Source organism: Actinomadura livida (genome assembly GCF_014648675.1).
GTDB lineage: Bacteria > Actinomycetota > Actinomycetes > Streptosporangiales > Streptosporangiaceae > Spirillospora > Spirillospora livida.
The window spans coordinates 390,546-405,392 of record NZ_BMRO01000001.1 but is presented as its reverse complement, the minus strand read 5'-3'; the positions used below and the strand labels follow the sequence as shown (position 1 = coordinate 405,392).

Annotated in this window: 17 protein-coding genes; 8 read left to right on the top strand and 9 right to left on the bottom strand. The window is 72.5% G+C overall.

The window, feature by feature from the left end; all coding sequences use genetic code 11:
- Positions 1-47: 47 nt before the first annotated feature.
- From IEZ03_RS01710 to IEZ03_RS01690, 5 genes are all read left to right on the top strand, one after another.
- Positions 48-413 carry a hypothetical protein gene (locus IEZ03_RS01710; RefSeq protein ID WP_184882748.1) on the top strand — a complete coding sequence of 122 codons (366 nt, stop codon included), beginning with the start codon at positions 48-50 and terminating at the stop codon, positions 411-413.
- Between the two features lie 143 nt (positions 414-556).
- Positions 557-1,453 (top strand): peptidoglycan-binding protein, encoded by an 897-nt coding sequence (locus IEZ03_RS01705; RefSeq protein WP_229807920.1) that lies wholly within the window; start codon positions 557-559, stop codon positions 1,451-1,453.
- Complete coding sequence (locus IEZ03_RS01700) at positions 1,450-2,133, top strand: ABC transporter ATP-binding protein (protein ID WP_184882750.1); 684 nt, start codon at positions 1,450-1,452, stop codon at positions 2,131-2,133. The genes IEZ03_RS01705 and IEZ03_RS01700 overlap by 4 nt, the downstream gene beginning before the upstream one ends.
- Positions 2,130-3,377: an ABC transporter permease gene (locus IEZ03_RS01695; protein ID WP_184882752.1), complete on the top strand. Its 1,248-nt coding sequence runs from the start codon at positions 2,130-2,132 to the stop codon at positions 3,375-3,377. Before IEZ03_RS01700 ends, IEZ03_RS01695 begins: the two co-directional genes overlap by 4 nt.
- Before the next feature lie 100 nt (positions 3,378-3,477).
- Positions 3,478-3,840 (top strand): hypothetical protein, encoded by a 363-nt coding sequence (locus tag IEZ03_RS01690; RefSeq protein ID WP_132051399.1) that lies wholly within the window; start codon positions 3,478-3,480, stop codon positions 3,838-3,840.
- Positions 3,841-3,870: 30 nt separating this feature from the next.
- Here IEZ03_RS01690 and IEZ03_RS01685 read toward each other — a convergent pair whose 3' ends face one another.
- Together IEZ03_RS01685 and IEZ03_RS01680 are read right to left on the bottom strand one after the other, a co-directional pair.
- On the bottom strand, positions 3,871-4,791 hold the full coding sequence (locus IEZ03_RS01685; protein WP_184882754.1) for a ketopantoate reductase family protein: 921 nt from the start codon (positions 4,789-4,791) through the stop codon (positions 3,871-3,873).
- Positions 4,788-5,966, bottom strand: coding sequence for an enolase C-terminal domain-like protein (locus IEZ03_RS01680; RefSeq protein WP_184882756.1), 1,179 nt, complete (start codon positions 5,964-5,966; stop codon positions 4,788-4,790). The genes IEZ03_RS01685 and IEZ03_RS01680 overlap by 4 nt, the downstream gene beginning before the upstream one ends.
- 169 nt (positions 5,967-6,135) lie before the next feature.
- Between IEZ03_RS01680 and IEZ03_RS01675 the strand changes: the two genes are divergently transcribed.
- From IEZ03_RS01675 to IEZ03_RS01665, 3 genes are all read left to right on the top strand, one after another.
- Positions 6,136-6,861, top strand: a complete 726-nt coding sequence (locus tag IEZ03_RS01675; RefSeq protein WP_184882758.1) for a GntR family transcriptional regulator — start codon at positions 6,136-6,138, stop codon at positions 6,859-6,861.
- A 140-nt stretch (positions 6,862-7,001) separates the two neighbouring features.
- A complete protein-coding gene (locus IEZ03_RS01670) occupies positions 7,002-7,568 on the top strand; it encodes a VOC family protein (protein WP_132051407.1) in 567 nt (188 codons plus the stop codon).
- The gene (locus tag IEZ03_RS01665) at positions 7,565-7,942 is read left to right on the top strand and encodes a nuclear transport factor 2 family protein (protein ID WP_184882760.1); all 378 of its coding nucleotides are present in this window, start codon (positions 7,565-7,567) and stop codon (positions 7,940-7,942) included. Before IEZ03_RS01670 ends, IEZ03_RS01665 begins: the two co-directional genes overlap by 4 nt.
- A 141-nt stretch (positions 7,943-8,083) precedes the next feature.
- On the opposite strand, the gene IEZ03_RS01660 is transcribed toward IEZ03_RS01665, so the two are convergent.
- Genes IEZ03_RS01660 through IEZ03_RS01630 form a run of 7 tightly spaced genes read right to left on the bottom strand, consistent with a single transcriptional unit; the run spans position 8,084 to position 14,844 of the window.
- A complete protein-coding gene (locus IEZ03_RS01660) occupies positions 8,084-8,863 on the bottom strand; it encodes an IclR family transcriptional regulator (RefSeq protein WP_184882762.1) in 780 nt (259 codons plus the stop codon).
- Positions 8,864-8,873: 10 nt separating this feature from the next.
- A complete protein-coding gene (locus IEZ03_RS01655) occupies positions 8,874-10,454 on the bottom strand; it encodes an AMP-binding protein (protein ID WP_184882764.1) in 1,581 nt (526 codons plus the stop codon).
- The gene (locus tag IEZ03_RS01650; RefSeq protein ID WP_184882766.1) at positions 10,451-11,578 is read right to left on the bottom strand and encodes an alpha/beta hydrolase family protein; all 1,128 of its coding nucleotides are present in this window, start codon (positions 11,576-11,578) and stop codon (positions 10,451-10,453) included. Before IEZ03_RS01650 ends, IEZ03_RS01655 begins: the two co-directional genes overlap by 4 nt.
- The gene (locus IEZ03_RS01645; protein WP_184882768.1) at positions 11,575-12,153 is read right to left on the bottom strand and encodes an NADPH-dependent FMN reductase; all 579 of its coding nucleotides are present in this window, start codon (positions 12,151-12,153) and stop codon (positions 11,575-11,577) included. Before IEZ03_RS01645 ends, IEZ03_RS01650 begins: the two co-directional genes overlap by 4 nt.
- Complete coding sequence (locus IEZ03_RS01640; RefSeq protein ID WP_184882770.1) at positions 12,150-12,920, bottom strand: ABC transporter ATP-binding protein; 771 nt, start codon at positions 12,918-12,920, stop codon at positions 12,150-12,152. Before IEZ03_RS01640 ends, IEZ03_RS01645 begins: the two co-directional genes overlap by 4 nt.
- Positions 12,917-13,717: an ABC transporter ATP-binding protein gene (locus IEZ03_RS01635; protein WP_184882772.1), complete on the bottom strand. Its 801-nt coding sequence runs from the start codon at positions 13,715-13,717 to the stop codon at positions 12,917-12,919. Before IEZ03_RS01635 ends, IEZ03_RS01640 begins: the two co-directional genes overlap by 4 nt.
- The gene (locus IEZ03_RS01630; protein WP_184882774.1) at positions 13,714-14,844 is read right to left on the bottom strand and encodes a branched-chain amino acid ABC transporter permease; all 1,131 of its coding nucleotides are present in this window, start codon (positions 14,842-14,844) and stop codon (positions 13,714-13,716) included. The genes IEZ03_RS01635 and IEZ03_RS01630 overlap by 4 nt, the downstream gene beginning before the upstream one ends.
- Positions 14,845-14,847: the final 3 nt, after the last annotated feature.

Below are 14,847 nucleotides of genomic sequence, written 5' to 3'. Positions count from 1 at the left end.
GCGGTGATGGTGGTGGAGCCGGGGCGTCGGCTGGGCGGTCGGTTTCGGTGGAGGACGCTCGGCTGAAGTTCGCGCAGTGCATGCGGGAGAACGGGGTGGACGTCCCCGATCCGGGGGCCGGGGACGCGGGGGCGAAGCGGCTGGGGGAGGGGACCGATCGGAAGAAGTTGGAGGCGGCGCTGGAGAAGTGCCGGTCCTGGCTTCAGGCCGGCGGGGTGATGCCCGATCTGAAGGATCCCGAGGTGCGTGACCGGTACGTCGAGTTCGCGCAGTGCATGCGGGAGAACGGGGTGGACATTCCCGATCCGGGGCCCGATGGGGAGTTGAGGCTTCCGGCCGAGGAGATCGACCGGGGCGCGCTGGAGAAGGCCCGGGAGAAGTGCAGGCTCGACCTTCCGGGGGCCGGGAAGTGAGGCGGCTCTTGGTCGTGGGCGGTTGCGCCGGGCTCGTGGTGGTCGCGGGCGGGGGAGTGCTGGCCCTGACGGCGGACGGTCAGGGGGCGGAGGTCGGGCAGGAGACGCGAGTGGACACGGTTGAGGTGCGCCGGGGTGATCTCGTGGATACCGAGACGGTCGACGGGCGGCTCACATATGGGGGCGTTCGTGAGGTGTGGGCAGGCGTGTCGGGTGTGGTGACGTGGGCGCCGAAGCAGGGGGCGACCATCGAGCGGGGGGAGCCGCTGCTCCGGGTGGCCGGGAAGCCGGTCACGCTCATGTACGGCGGCAGTCCCATGTACCGCACGCTCCGGGTCGGGGATTCGGGCAAGGACGTGCGCCAGCTCGAACGCAACCTGCGTGCCCTCGGGCATGGCGGCATGACCGTGGACGAGGAGTTCACCGCGGCGACCGAGGCCGCGGTGAAGGAGTGGCAGGACGAGCGGGGCCTGGCGGAGACCGGGACGGTCGGGCCGCAGCACGTGGTGTTCCTGAGCGGGGCCGTGCTCGTGCGTGAGGTCAAGGCGCCCGAGGGGAAGCGGGCCGTCCAGGGGCAGCCGGCCCTGACGGTGGCCGGGACCCGGCGGGTCGTTCAGGTGGATCTGGACGCCGACAAGCAGGAACTGGCCGAGGAGGGCGCGGCCGTCGCGGTGGAACTGCCCGGGGGCCGGACGGTCACGGGGAAGATCGCCGAGGTCGGCAGAGTCGCGCAGAGCAGCGGGTCCGGGCAGGACGAGAAGACCACGGTCGACGTCGAGATCTCGCTGGGGGACGCGGAGACGGGGCGGCTGGACGAGGCGCCCGTGAGCGTCAAGCTGGAGAGCGAGCGGAGGAAGGACGTCCTGTCGGTGCCCGTGGAGGCGTTGCTGGCGCTGCGGGAGGGCGGTTTCGGTGTCGAGGTCGTGGACGGGACGGGGCGGCGGCTCGTCCCGGTGGACGTCGGGGCGTTCGGCGGCGGGCGGGTCGAGGTCGGCGGCGGGCTCCGCGAGGGCATGAAGGTCGGGGTGCCTGCGGCATGAACATCGTCGAGCTGGCCGGGGTGACCAAGGAGTACCCGGGCGTGGTGGCGCTGCGGGGCGTCGACCTGGCGATCGCGCGGGGGGAGATGGCCGCGATCGCGGGGCCGTCCGGGTCCGGGAAGTCGACGCTGCTGCACATGATCGGGACATTGGACCGCCCGACCGCAGGGAGCGTGAAGGTCGCAGGGCATGACGTGTCGGGGCTTCATGATCGGGAGCTGTCGGCGCTGCGGGCACGGCACATCGGGTTCGTGTTCCAGCAGTTCCACCTGGCCGCGGGGGTGAGCGCCCTCGACAACGTCGCGGACGGCCTCCTCTACAGCGGTACGGGGCTGCGGGAGCGCCGGGAGCGGGCGCGGGCGGCGCTGGAGCGGGTCGGGCTGGGGGAGCGGATCGGGCACCGGCCGCACGAGCTGTCGGGCGGTGAGCAGCAGCGGGTCGCGGTGGCACGGGCGGTGGTCGGCGAACCGGACCTCCTGCTGGCCGACGAGCCGACCGGCAATCTCGATTCCGCCGCGGGCGCCGGCGTGCTGGCCCTGCTGAACGAGCTGAACCGCGCCGGCACGACCGTCGCGATCATCACGCACGATGCGGAGGTCGCGGCCCGGGCGCCGCGCAGGGTGCGGGTCAGGGACGGGCTGATCGTCGCCGACGAGCGGGCGGGGGCGAGCAGCCGATGAAGGACGAACTGTCGCCGGGGCGGCTTGGTGCGGCTGACGTGCTCCGCGTGGGTCTCGGCGGGCTGCGGGCGCGTCCGGCCCGGGTGGTGCTCTCCGCGCTCGGCCTCGCGATCGGGATCGCGACGATGGTCGCGGTCATCGGGATCTCGTCGTCCGGCAAGGAGGACCTGCTGCGGCGCCTCGACCGGCTCGGCACGAACCTGCTGACGGTGAAGCCCGGCGACACGCTGTTCGGCGAGAAGGCGGAGCTGCCCGAGACGGCGCCGGAGATGGTCCGGAGGATCGGGTCCGTCACGGCGGTCGGCGCGACCGGGTCGATGGACGCGACCGTCCGCCGCACCGGCATGATCCCGGAGGAGGTCACGCACGGGATCGCGGTGCAGGCCGCGACGATCGAGCTGCTGGACACGTTGGAGGTCGGGACGGCGAGCGGCGCCTGGCTCAACTCGGCCACGGCCCGCTACCCGGGCGTCGTGCTCGGCGACCTGGCGGCGCGGAGGCTCGGGGTGGAGCAGGCCGGCGGCCGGGTATGGATCGATGCGTCGAGCGGAGCTCGTCCTTTGGTTGGTGGTGGGCGGGGGCTGGAGGACGGTGGGCGGTGGTTCACCGTACTCGGGGTGCTGCGGCCCGCCGAACTGGCGCCCGAGATCGACCGGTCGGTCCTCGTCGGCTGGGACGCCGCGCAGCGGTACCTGGGCTTCGACGGGCATCCGACGACGATCTACGAGCGGTCGGCGGACGCGGCGGTCGGCGACGTCAGGAGCGTCCTCGCCCGGACGGTCAGCCCCGAGCGTCCCGAGGAGATCGAGGTCGGCCGCCCCTCGGACGCGCTGGAGGCCAGGGCGGCGGCCGAGGGCGCGTTCACCGGGCTGCTGCTCGGGCTCGGCGCCGTCGCGCTGCTGGTCGGCGGCGTCGGGGTCGCGAACACGATGGTGATCTCGGTGCTGGAGCGGCGCCGGGAGATCGGGCTGCGCCGGTCGCTCGGCGCGACGCGCGGGCAGGTGCGGGTGCAGTTCCTCGCCGAGTCGCTGCTGCTGTCGGCGTTCGGCGGCGCCGCCGGGACCGCGGCGGGCGCGGCGGTGACGGCCGGGTTCGCGCTGTGGAAGGGGTGGCCGCCGGTCGTGCCCGTCTGGGCGCTCGGCGGCGCGCTCGCCGCGACCCTCGCGATCGGCACCGCCGCGGGCCTGTACCCGGCGATGCGCGCGGCGCGGCTGCCCCCGACGACGGCGCTCGCCGCGGCCTGACCCCGGAGCCGCCCCGGCATCGGCACTGGCGTCGTTCCGACGCACGGGGGCATGATTGTGAGGGCGACCGATGTCCCGTCCGGGAGGTGCCTGAACAGCCATGCCGGTGACACGCCCGCTGCGCGAGCGCTGCCGGGAGTTCCTCGGGATCGACGGAGAGATCCGCTACATCTTCCCCGCGACGTCCTACGGCGGCGGGGCGGGGTTCATCTTCGTCGTCACCGACGACCAGATCGCGGTGATCTCCACCGGCGCGATGAGCCGCAGCACGCCGAAGACCGTGTGGGGCAGCTACCCCCGCGGCACCCGCATCGGGCCGGTGGAGACCGGCGCCGGCGCCTCGTTCGAGTTCGCCGGCGCGGTCTTCGAGGTGGACGACGAGTACGTCGCGGTCGTCAACGCGGCCGACGCCGAGATCTTCGACCGCGACAGCCTGCCCAAGGACCCCCTGCCGGACCTCTAGACAGGCGGCCCCGCGGGCCGGGCGGCGGGGTCACCGGCGCCAGGCGGCCTCGCGATGGCGGGCGAGGGCGGTCAGCGCCTGGTTGACCGGTGCCGTGCGGCCCACCTTGGCCGCCTCCCGGGGGACCGCTCCGTTGATCACGTCGATCTCGCTGGTCCGGCGCGCCTTGTGGTCCAGCAGCGCCGACGGCTCGGCACCGGGCATCCGGGCGGCGAAGTCGCGCACCAGCTCCACGGGGTCCGGCACGTCGACGGCCACCCCGCGCGCCAGGGCGGTCACCCACGCCTCGGTCGCCGCGGCCTGGCTCGTCACGGACAGCTCGGGATGGTCGCGGACCTCGCCCACGGTCAGTCCGGTCAGGGCGCACGGGGCGCTGTAGGCCACGTTGCAGATGAGCTTCTCCCACTGCATCGCGATGACGTCGGCGACGGCCGCCGCGTCGAAGCCGGCCGTCCGCCAGGCCGCCGCCACATCCTCGACCCGTTCGGGCGGCAGGGAGCTGTGGGCGCCGAACCTCAGGGCGCGCATCGCGTTGTGCCGCACCCGGCCCGGCCCGCTCAGGCCGGCGCCGAAGCCGCTGGCGATGCCGATGGCCAGGCGTTCGGCGCCGACCGCGCCGGCCACGGTGTCGGCCGACCCGAGCCCGTTCTGGATGGTCAGCACGGTGGTCTCCGGCGCCAGCAGCGGGGCGAGTCCGGCCGCGGCCGCGGGCACGTCGGCTGCCTTGACGGCGAGGACGACGAGGTCGACGGGATCGGCGGGCGCGGTGCCGTGGGCCGCGACCGCGGCGCGGAACTCCCCGTCGGGTCCGCTGACGTGCAGCCCGTCACGGGCGATCGCCTCCACGTGGTCCCGCCACTTGTCGACCACCGAGACCTCGTGGCCGGCGCGGCTCAGGCGTGCGGCGTACACGGAGCCCATGGCTCCGCAGCCGACGACGCAGATCTTCATGCGTCCAGCTCCTTGAGGAGGTCGGCGATCTCTCCGTCGAGTCCCGGCTTGGCCTCCAGGCCGAACCCGGGCGCCTGGCCGGGGTGGACGAGGCCGCCGGAGAGCCGGCAGTCCGGGCTGTAGCCGCCGAAGGGCTCGAAGACCCCGGGATAGGCCTCGCAGCCGCCCAGCCCCAGGCCGGCCGCGACGTGCAGGTTGATCAGGTGCCCGCCGTGCGGGAACGCCTGGGCCCGGTCGACGCCGTGCGACTCCATGGCCTCGATCATGCGGGCGTACTCGGTCAGCCCGTAGCTGAGCCCGGCGTCCATCTGGAAGATGTCCCGGTCGGGGCGTACGCCGCCGTAGGTGAGCAGGTTGCGCACGTCCTGGACGGAGAAGAGGTTCTCGCCGGTGGCGATGGCCCCCGGGTAGGCCTCGGTCAGTTCCCGGTGCAGGGCGTAGTCGAGCGGGTCGCCGGCCTCCTCGTACCAGTGCAGGCCGAGATCGGACAGGACCGTGGCGTAGGCAAGGGCGCGGTCGCGGTCGAAGCGTCCGTTGGCGTCGACGGCGACCCCGTCCCCGCCGCCCATCACCTCGACGGCCGCCTCGACGCGGGCCATGTCCTCGGGCAGCGGCACGCCGCCGATCTTGATCTTGACCACGGGGTAGCCCTGGTCCACATAGCCGGTGAGCTCGCCGCGGAGGCGGTCCAGGGAGTCGTCCGGGTGGTAGTAGCCCCCGGCGGCGTACACGGGCACGCCGGTCACCGCGGGCGTGCGGCCGAAGGCCCGGGCGATGGTGGCATGGGCCGGCTCGTCGTGGTGCTTGGCCAGCAGGTCCCACACCGCGAGCTCGACGGCGCCGGCCGCCGCGGCGCGGTCCCCGTGGCCGCCGGGCTTCTCGTTCCGCATGGCGCACCCGAGCACGCGGGCGGGCGAGAGCAGCCCGGTCGCCGGGTCGAGCAGCGTGCCGGGGTCGGCGGCGAGCAGCCGCGGGACCATCCGGTCGCGGAGGATGCCGCCCTGGGCGTGGCGCCCGATCGAGTTGAAGGCGATGCCGGTGAGCGGACGCCCGTTCCGGCGTACGTCGGTCCGCACGGCCACCAGGGAGACGGTGTGCTCGGCGAAGTTCACCACGGAGTTGCCGATGTCTCCGTGGAGAGGGACCGCGACCTCGCGGACGTCGATGATGCGCATGGCCCTAGCCTATGATCTGGACCGCCTGAATTGTCTAGTCTAATCGGTTTGTCTAGTCTAATCGGTGTCGGGAGGCGCCGGCGGCCCCGTGCGGGCGGGCGCTCCGCGCGGGTGTCAGGGGTCACAATGTCCTTGGTCCAGCGGACGGTGGGCCGTGGACGGGAGGGCAATGAGGCGTTACGAGGAAGTCGCCGAGGAGCTGGTCCGGCAGATCCAGTCGGGACGCTGGCCGATCGGTGGGCAGTTCGCGCCTGAGGTCGACCTGGCGGCCGAGTTCGACGTGAGCCGGGGCACGATCCGAGCCGCGCTCGACATCGTGGAGGAACTGGGACTGGTCTCCCGCCGGCCCCGGCGCGGCACCCGCGTCGAGCGCCTGAAGCCGCATTCGGTCTTCGCCCGTTCCGTGCATTCGGTGGACGACCTGATGCAGTACTCCGTGGAGACGAACCGCCAGGTCCTGTCGATCGCCGAGGTGGTGGTCGACGAGGTCGACGCCCGGGTCCTCGGCTGCCGCCCCGGGCAGCGCTGGACCAAGATCCGGATGCTGCGGATCGACCCGGCCGACGACGGCTGGCCGCTGTGCTGCACCGACGTCTACCTCGAGCCCGACGTCGCGGCCGCCGTGGGGGACCAGGTACTGGACCCCAAGCGGCTGATCTCGGACATGGTCGAAGAGGCGACCGGCCGCACCGTGCACACCATCGAGCAGCGGATGCGCGCGGCGACGGTGCCGGACGCCATGGTCGACATGCTGCGCACCACCGCCGGTTCGCCCGTGCTGCAGATGACGCGGCGCTACCTGGACCGCGCCGGCCAGCCCTTCGAGATCACGGTCTCGGTGCACCCCGCCGACCGGTTCGAGTACGCCGTCGACCTGGAGCGCGGCCGCGGCTGAGCGGGCCGGCGGGTCCGGCGGGGGCCGGGAGCGGGTACCCTCCTCCACGCCCAATGGTACAGACCGTTCGAAAAAAAGTCTGGTGGCCAGAAACAGTTTCCGATACCGTGGCGACGGGTCACCTGAACAGGAGGAACACGATGGGGACCAACTCCGAGTTCGAACTCCAGGGGCTCTGTCACCTCGCGCTGGTCTGCGAGGACATGGAGCGCACCGTCGACTTCTACACCAACGTCCTCGGCATGAAGCTGAGCAAGACGATCAAGCTGCCCAACGGCGGGCAGCACTTCTTCTTCGACATGGGCGGTGACCAGTACCTGGCCTTCTTCTGGTTCCCCAACGCGCCCCGGCGGGCCCCCGGCGTCGCCTCCGCCGCCGAGCTGCCGGGCGTCGGCGACATCGCCACGGCCCACGGCTCGATGAACCACGTCGCCTTCAAGATCCCGCTCGACAAGTTCGACGAGTACAAGGCCAAGCTGGACGCCAAGGGCGTCCGCACCGGGCCCGTCCTCGAACACGACGACAGCGAGCGCGGTGTGGCGGAGACCTACCACGACGGCGTCTTCGTCCGTTCGATGTACTTCTTCGACCCGGACGGCGTCCTGCTGGAGTTCGCCGCCTGGACGCGCGAGCTGACCGAGGACGACGTCAACCTGGCGCCGATGACCGCCGCGGGCGTCCCGGCCGCCCAGGGGGCCTCCGCATGAGCGGAGAGTCGGTGGTGGAGTACGCCGAGCGGTTCTTCCGGTTCGTCGAAGCCGGTGACATCGAGGCCGTCTCCGCCCTGTACCACGACGACGTCACCGTCTGGCACAACTACGACGACGTCGACCAGAGCAAGGACGAGAACCTCACGACGCTGGGCAGCATCGCCGACCGCTACGACAAGTTCGGCTACGCCCAGCCCCGGCACACCGCGCTGGAGGACGGCTTCCTCCGCCAGCACGTGATCGAGGTCGAGCGCAACGGCCGGTCGGCATCGATCCCGGCGATCCTGCGCGTGTACGTCGAGGACGGCCGGATCCGGCGGATCGAGGAGTACTTCGATCGCAGCCAGCTCAACGCCCTCTTCGCGACCTGAGCCATGGGCATCGAGGCTGACCCGGCGCCGCATCGGAGTCTGGACGCACCGCCGGCACCGGGTCAGCCAGCTCCATCGCCGGGCCGGCCCCGGCGCTGAACGGCCGTGGGCAGGGCTCGCCCGCTCGTCAGGCGCCTCCGTTCAGGAGAAGAAGCCGCGGCACTGCTCGGCGAAGCGCAGCAGGTCCTCGGCGACGGCCACCTCGGTGAAGTCCTGCTTGCGGTGGCTCGGCGCCGAGATGCTCACCGCGTACCGGGAACCGGCGTGCGTGCCGAGCGGTGCGGCCACCGCGATGACCCCGTCCTCGCTCTCCTGCAACCCGGTGGCATAGCCCCGTTTCCGGATGCGGTCCAGGTCTTCCAGGAGCGCGGTCCGCGTGGACAGGGAGTGCGGGGTCAGCGCCTCCAGGTTCTCCCGCGGGTAGAGGGCGACGACGGCCTCGTCCGGCAGCTGCGCCAGCAGGACCTTTCCGGACGCCGACACGTGGGCCGGGAGGGTCTTGCCCATCCGCGAGCCGACCCGCACGGCCCGGCTGCTCTCCACGGCGTCGACGAAGGACACCAGCGAGCCGTCCAGCCGGGCGAGGTGGACGGTCTCGCCGTAGTGCTTGGCGAGCTCCTCCAGCATCGGGCGGACCTGCTCGCGGACGTCGATCTGCCGCAGCACCGAGAAGGCGATCTCGGTGAGCGCGGGACCCGGTTCATAGGCCCGCGACGTGCTCGACTGGCGGACGAACCCCCGGTACTGCAGCATCGCGAGCACCCGGTGCGCGGTCGACGACGCCACCGAGAGGTACTCGCTCACCTCGGTGAGGCGCAGGCTCTTCCGCTCGCCCAGCAGCAGCAGGATCCGCAGCGCGTTGTCGACCGACTCGATCGGGTACTGCGGCTTGCGAGGCTGAGCAGCGGAGGAACTGTCCACCCAGCGGATCTTATCCGTGGACGCTGTCATCGACCCTTCCATCTCGCAGCTCGAACTTGAGCACTTTCCCCGAGGCGTTGCGGGGGAGCCGCTCGACCGTCTCGACGCCGGTCGGCAGCTTGTACGGCGCCAGCTCGCGCCGGGCGTGGTCGCGCAGCTCCTCGAGCGACGGGACGGGCCGCCCGGGGCGCGGCGAGACGACCGCGACCGGCGTCTCGCCCCACTTCGGGTGCGCCCGGCCCACCACCGCCACCTCGGCGATGTCCGGGTGCGAGGCGAGCACGTTCTCCACCTCGGCGCAGTAGACGTTCTCGCCGCCGGTGATGACCATGTCCTTGAGCCGGTCGACGACGTAGACGAACCCCTCGTCGTCGACCCGCACCAGGTCACCGGAGTGGAACCAGCCGCCGGCGAACGCTTCGGCGGTCGCCTCGGGCAGGTTCCAGTAGCCCGTCATCAGGCCCGGCCCGCGGTAGACGATCTCGCCGATCCCGCCCGCGGGAACGTCGTTCATCTCGGTGTCGACCACCCGCGCCCACACGCCCGGCGCCGGCCGCCCCACCGAGCCCAGCTTCCGGCGGGCGTCCTTGCCCTCCAGCACGCAGGTGACCGGCGACATCTCGGTCTGGCCGAAGAGGGCGAGCATGTCGGCGTCACCGAACACCTCGCCCATCTCCTTCAGGAGTGTGTCGGTGGCGGGGGCGGCCCCCCACGCGGCGACGCGCAGCCGGGACAGGTCACGGGGCCGCCGCAGCTGCTCGGCCACGAGCGCCTGCCACTGGGTGGGCACCAGGAAGACGGACGTGACCCGGTGCTCGGCCATCACGTCGAGGTGCTCACCGGCGTCGAAGGCGCCGGTGGGCATCACGACCACCGTGGCGCCGGCGAGCAGTGCGGGGGCCAGACCTCCGATGGCGCCGATGTGGAAGAGCGGCGAGGCGCAGAGGTAGACCTCGTCGTACATCTCGAAGCGGAAGGCGATCAGGTTCGTCTGGCTCTGGGCGAGCAGGTTCCGGTGGGTGAGGACCGCGCCCTTGGGGTGCCCGGTCGTGCCGGACGTGTACATGATCAGCGCCGGGCGGTGCTCGTCCACGTCGATCGCGGCCAGTTCCCCGGCGGGCGAGCCTGCGGCGGGGCCGTCGAGCGGGTCCGCGGCGAGCGGGTCCTCCGGGGCGGTGACGTCCACGACCCGGATGCCGTCCTCCTTGGCGGCGTCGGCGGCCAGCCCGCCGTACGCGCCGTCGGTGAGCACCAGGGACGCGCCGCAGTCGCGGAGGATGTAGGTCACCTCGCCGGTGGCCAGCCGGGGGTTCACCGGCACCCCGACCGCGCCGGCGGCGGAGACCGCCAGGAGCGACTCGACGTACTCGACCCCGTTGCCCATCACGAAGGCGACCCGGTCGCCGGGGCCGACGCCCAGCCGCGCGAGCGCGCGGCCGGACCGCAGCACCCGGCCGGCGAGCCCGCGCCACGTGTGCGAGACCTCGCCGCACCGCAGCGCGGTCACCTCGGGCCGGGCGTGGGCGTGCCGGGCGAGGTGCGCGATCCAGTGCTGGCCCCGGGCGCCGTGGATCGCCGCGGACGCCGTCATCGCGTGCTCCCGCTCCCGAACCGCGTGCCGACCCAGTCGGAGATCGTGTCGGCGACCGCGTCCCGGGCGCCCGCGGGCTCCAGGAAGTAGTGGTCCCCGGCGTGGTCGTGGCGGGTCTTGTCCTCGGCGGCGAGGGCGGCGGCGATCCGGTCGGCGTCGCTGGGGAAGACGCCGGTGTCCGCGGTCGGGTTGATGACCAGCGCCGGGATCGTGATCTTGGTGAGGTTGCCTTCACCGCGGCAGGGCGACTCGCTCAGGCTCCACATGTTGAGCCAGTTGCGCACCGTCGTCTCCCCGGCGATCCCACGGTCGCCCCGGTTGGCGGCCTCGACGGGCCCACGGTAGCAGCTGTTGGGCTTCCGGTCGGTGGGCTCCAGGGACGGGTCCACCATCCTCGGATCGGCCCAGGTCCGGGCCACGGTGAAGTGGCGGTCGTAGTAGCCGGCCTCGGTGAGCCGGGCCAGTTCCGCCTTGGCCCACGCGGTGATCCGGTGGTTGCGGTCGACCTGCGCCTGCCGGTAGCGCTCGATGAACTCGGCGCTGTACGGCGGGCCGTTCTCCGGGTTGAACAGGTCGAGGGAGGGGTCGGTGGCCACGGGGTCGAACTCGTCGACCACCGCGGCGTCCATCCAGGCGGTGAGGACGTCGGGACGGCCCAGGTGCGCGGCCAGCGACAGGTAGCCGTCGGCGGGGGGCAGCTCGTCCACCCCGGGGACGGGGGCGTGGTCGATCGGGGGCTGCAGCGTCGGGTCGACGGCCTGGGCCTGGTAGGCGGCCATCAGGGAGCCGCCCCCCGAGTTGCCCAGCAGGATGACCGAGTCGACCCCGGCCTCCTCGCGCAGCCAGCGCACGCCGACGCCGATGTCCACCAGCGCCTGGTCGAGCCGGAAGTTCCACTCGTAGCCGCGGAACCGGGTGTTCCAGCCGAGGAAGCCGATGCCGCGCTCGGCCATGAGGTCGGCGAGGTAGTGCTCGGCGAAGTCGATCTGGTAGTGGGTGGCGATCATCGCCACCTTCGGGCGGTCGCCCTCCCGGACGTGGTAGAGGCCCTGGCAGGGATGGCCCCCGGCGCCCGCGCGCGGGGCACCGGCGGACGGCCGGGAGACGAAGGTGCGGGTGATCATCGGGCCGCCACCTCCGTCCGGGTCGCGGCGACGTGGGCGCGGAGCTTCTCGAACAGGACCCCGAGCCGCTCGGTCGCCACCGGGTCCTTGAGGTGCCCGGTCTCGTCGAAGCACTCGTGGGCGAAGGGCATGACCACCTCGGGGCCCGGCATCACCGGGGACTGGGAGAAGACGAACATGTTCCGCAGCTCGAACTGGCACCGGGCGGTGCCCAGCCGTCCCGGCGAGGTGCCGATCAGGGCGACCGGCTTGCCCTGGAGGACGGACGCGCCCAGCGGCAGGGAGATCCAGTCGAAGGCGTTCTTCAGCACGCCGGGGACCCCGCCGTTGTACTCCGGCGTGGCGATCAGCAACGCGTCCGCGGCGGCGATCTCCCTCCGCATCTGGGTGACCGCGGCCGGCTCCTGGGCGAGGAGGTCCTCGTTGAAGAGCGGGAACTGCCCGATCAGGTCGCTGATCGTGACGGTGACCCCGCCGGGGGCCAGCCGGGCCGCGGACTCCAGCAGCAGCCGGTTCCACGACCCCTTGCGCAGGCTCCCGACGATTCCGTAGACGGTGATGTCCGCCGTGCTCACAGTGCTCCTCCCAGATAGGCGTCGATGACGGCCTCGTCGCGGACGACGTTGGCCGGGGTGTCGAGGGCGATGCGGCGCCCGAAGTCGAGCACGCAGACACGGTGCGAGATGCCCATCACCATCGACATGTCGTGCTCGACCAGGAGCATCGTGACACCCAGGTCGGAGTTGACCTCGCTGAGGGTCGCCGCCATCTCGGCGGTCTCCTCGTGGTTCATCCCGGCCACCGGCTCGTCGAGCAGCAGCAGCCGGGGCTCCATGCACAGCGAGCGCGCGAGCTCGACCCGCTTCTGGATGCCGTGGGGCAGCGTGCCGACCGTGCTCTGCAGGAGGCCGCCGAGGCCGAGGCGGTCGGCCACCTCGGTGACCTTCCGCAGCGCCGCGCGCTCCTCGCGGGCACTGCGGCCCCACCTGACCATGCTGGCCACCGGCCCGGAGCGCAGGTGCTGGTGCCGGGCCAGGAGCAGGCACTCCTCGACGGTCATGGCCGGGAAGACGTCGACGTTCTGGAACGTGCGGGCGATCCCGGCGCTCGCGATCCGGTGGGGGGCGCTGCCCAGCAGCTGCCGGCCGCCGAACTTGATGCTCCCCGACTCCGGCCGGTAGATGCCGGAGATGCAGTTGAACAGCGTGGACTTGCCGGCGCCGTTGGGTCCGATGACGGCGAAGAGCTCGCCCTCGTCGATGGTGAAGTCGACCCCGTCCAGCGCGCGGACCCCGGCGAAGGAGAGGGTGAGGTCCTCGACCTCGAACAGTGCGGCGCTCACGAGTCGGCTCCTCGGGGGGTGACGGGCGCGGTGCCGGCGCCGAGGTACGCCGCCGCGATGTCGTTGTCCTGCTCCAGCGCCTCCGGGGTGCCCTCCGCGTAGACCCGCCCGCCCTCCAGGAGGTAGGCGTAGCCGGAGATCGACAGGGCCATGCGCGCGTTCTGCTCGACGAGCAGGATCGAGGTGCCGGCCTCGTTGATGGAGACGATGATGTCCCGGACCTGCTCGACGATCCGGGGCGCGAGCCCCAGGCTCGGCTCGTCCATGAGCAGCAGCTTCGGCCGCGACATCAGGGCCCGCGCGATCGCCAGCATCTGCTGCTCGCCGCCGGACAGGTAGCCCGCCTTGCGGTCCAGCAGGTCGCCGAGCCGCGGCAGCAGCGTCAGCACCTCGTCGCGGGCCTCGGTGAGCGCGCCGCCGCGGTAGCGGCGGACGTGCCCTCCGCTGGCGAGGTTCTCGGCGACGCTGAGCCCCGGGAAGACCATCCTTCCCTCCAGGCACTGCGCGAGCCCGGCGCGCACGCGCTGTGACGCGCGGGCCCCGGTCACGTCCTTGCCGAAGAGTTCCACCCGCCCGCCGGTGAGGCGGCCGCGGTGCAGCCCGAGCAGGCCCGAGACCGCCCGCATGACGGTGGTCTTGCCCGCCCCGTTGGGGCCGAGCAGGCTGACGACCTGGCCCTGGGGCACCCGCAGGGACAGGTCGGTCACGGCGGTCCCGGCGGCGCCGTAGCCGGCGCTGACGCCCGTGGTCCGCAGGGCCGGCGGGCCGTCGGACGCGGGGGAGGCGTCGCGGCTCATGATGTCTTCCGCCTTTCGCGTGAGCTGCCCAGCGGTGCCGGCAGGCGCCGCCAGGCCCGGAGCAGGAGCGCCCGGATCCCGTTGGGTTCGAACAGGAGGATCAGCACGATCACCAATCCGTAGAGGAACCCGGACAGCAGCGGTCCGGTGATGCCGCCGTCGGTGCTCGTGCCCTTGCGGACGAAGGGCAGGAAGCCCGAGGCGTGGTTCACGACCTCGGGCATCGCCCGCACGAAGAGGGCCCCCAGCAGGGCGCCGGAGACCGTGCCCATCCCGCCGATCACGATCATGGCGATGAAGTCGACCGAGAGCATCAGGTGCCACTGGCTGGGGGTGAAGTAGCCCATGTAGGACACCAGCAGCGCACCGGAGATGCCGGCGAAGAAGGAGGAGATGACGAAGGCGACGGTCTTGGTCTGGGTCACCGGGACGCCCACCACCGCGGCGGCCACGTCCTTGTCCCGCACGGCCATGAACGCGCGGCCGAGCCGCGAGCGCTTGAGGTTGTGGGTGAGGAGCATGACCACCAGCAGGATCGCCAGCGCGAAGTACCACCAGGCCTGGAAGGCGTCGAGGATCACCTGGTCGCCGGCCATGATGCCCAGGCTCAGGTCCTGGTCGCCGAAGAGGACCGGTGCCGCGGGACGCCCGTTCACGCCGCCGCTGAGGCTCGTCCACGTCTCCCACGCGTAGAGGCCGATGAAGACCAGGGCGAGGGTGGCGACCGCCAGGTAGAGGCCGCGGATGCGGACGGCGACGGGTGCGACCAGCGCGCCCGCGGTGGCGGCGACCAGGCCGGCCGCCGGCAGCCAGAGCCACCACGGCAGGCCCTTGTCGGCGCCGAGCCAGGCGGAGCTGTAGGCGCCGATGCCCATGAAGAAGGCGTGGCCCAGCGAGATCTGCCCGGCGAGCCCGGTGATCACCTGCATGCCGAGGGCGCCGACGCCGACGATCAGGGTGAGGATGCCGATGCCGAGCCACAGCTCGGAGCGGAGCACCAGCGGCAGCACGACCATGGCGGCGATCCAGAGGAGGACGCCGATCCGGCCGCGGGTGAGGAGGCCCTGCGCGCGCGGCGCGGGAGTCGCGGCGTCGCGGGGCGCCGGTGGGCTGGTGAGGACGGACACGGC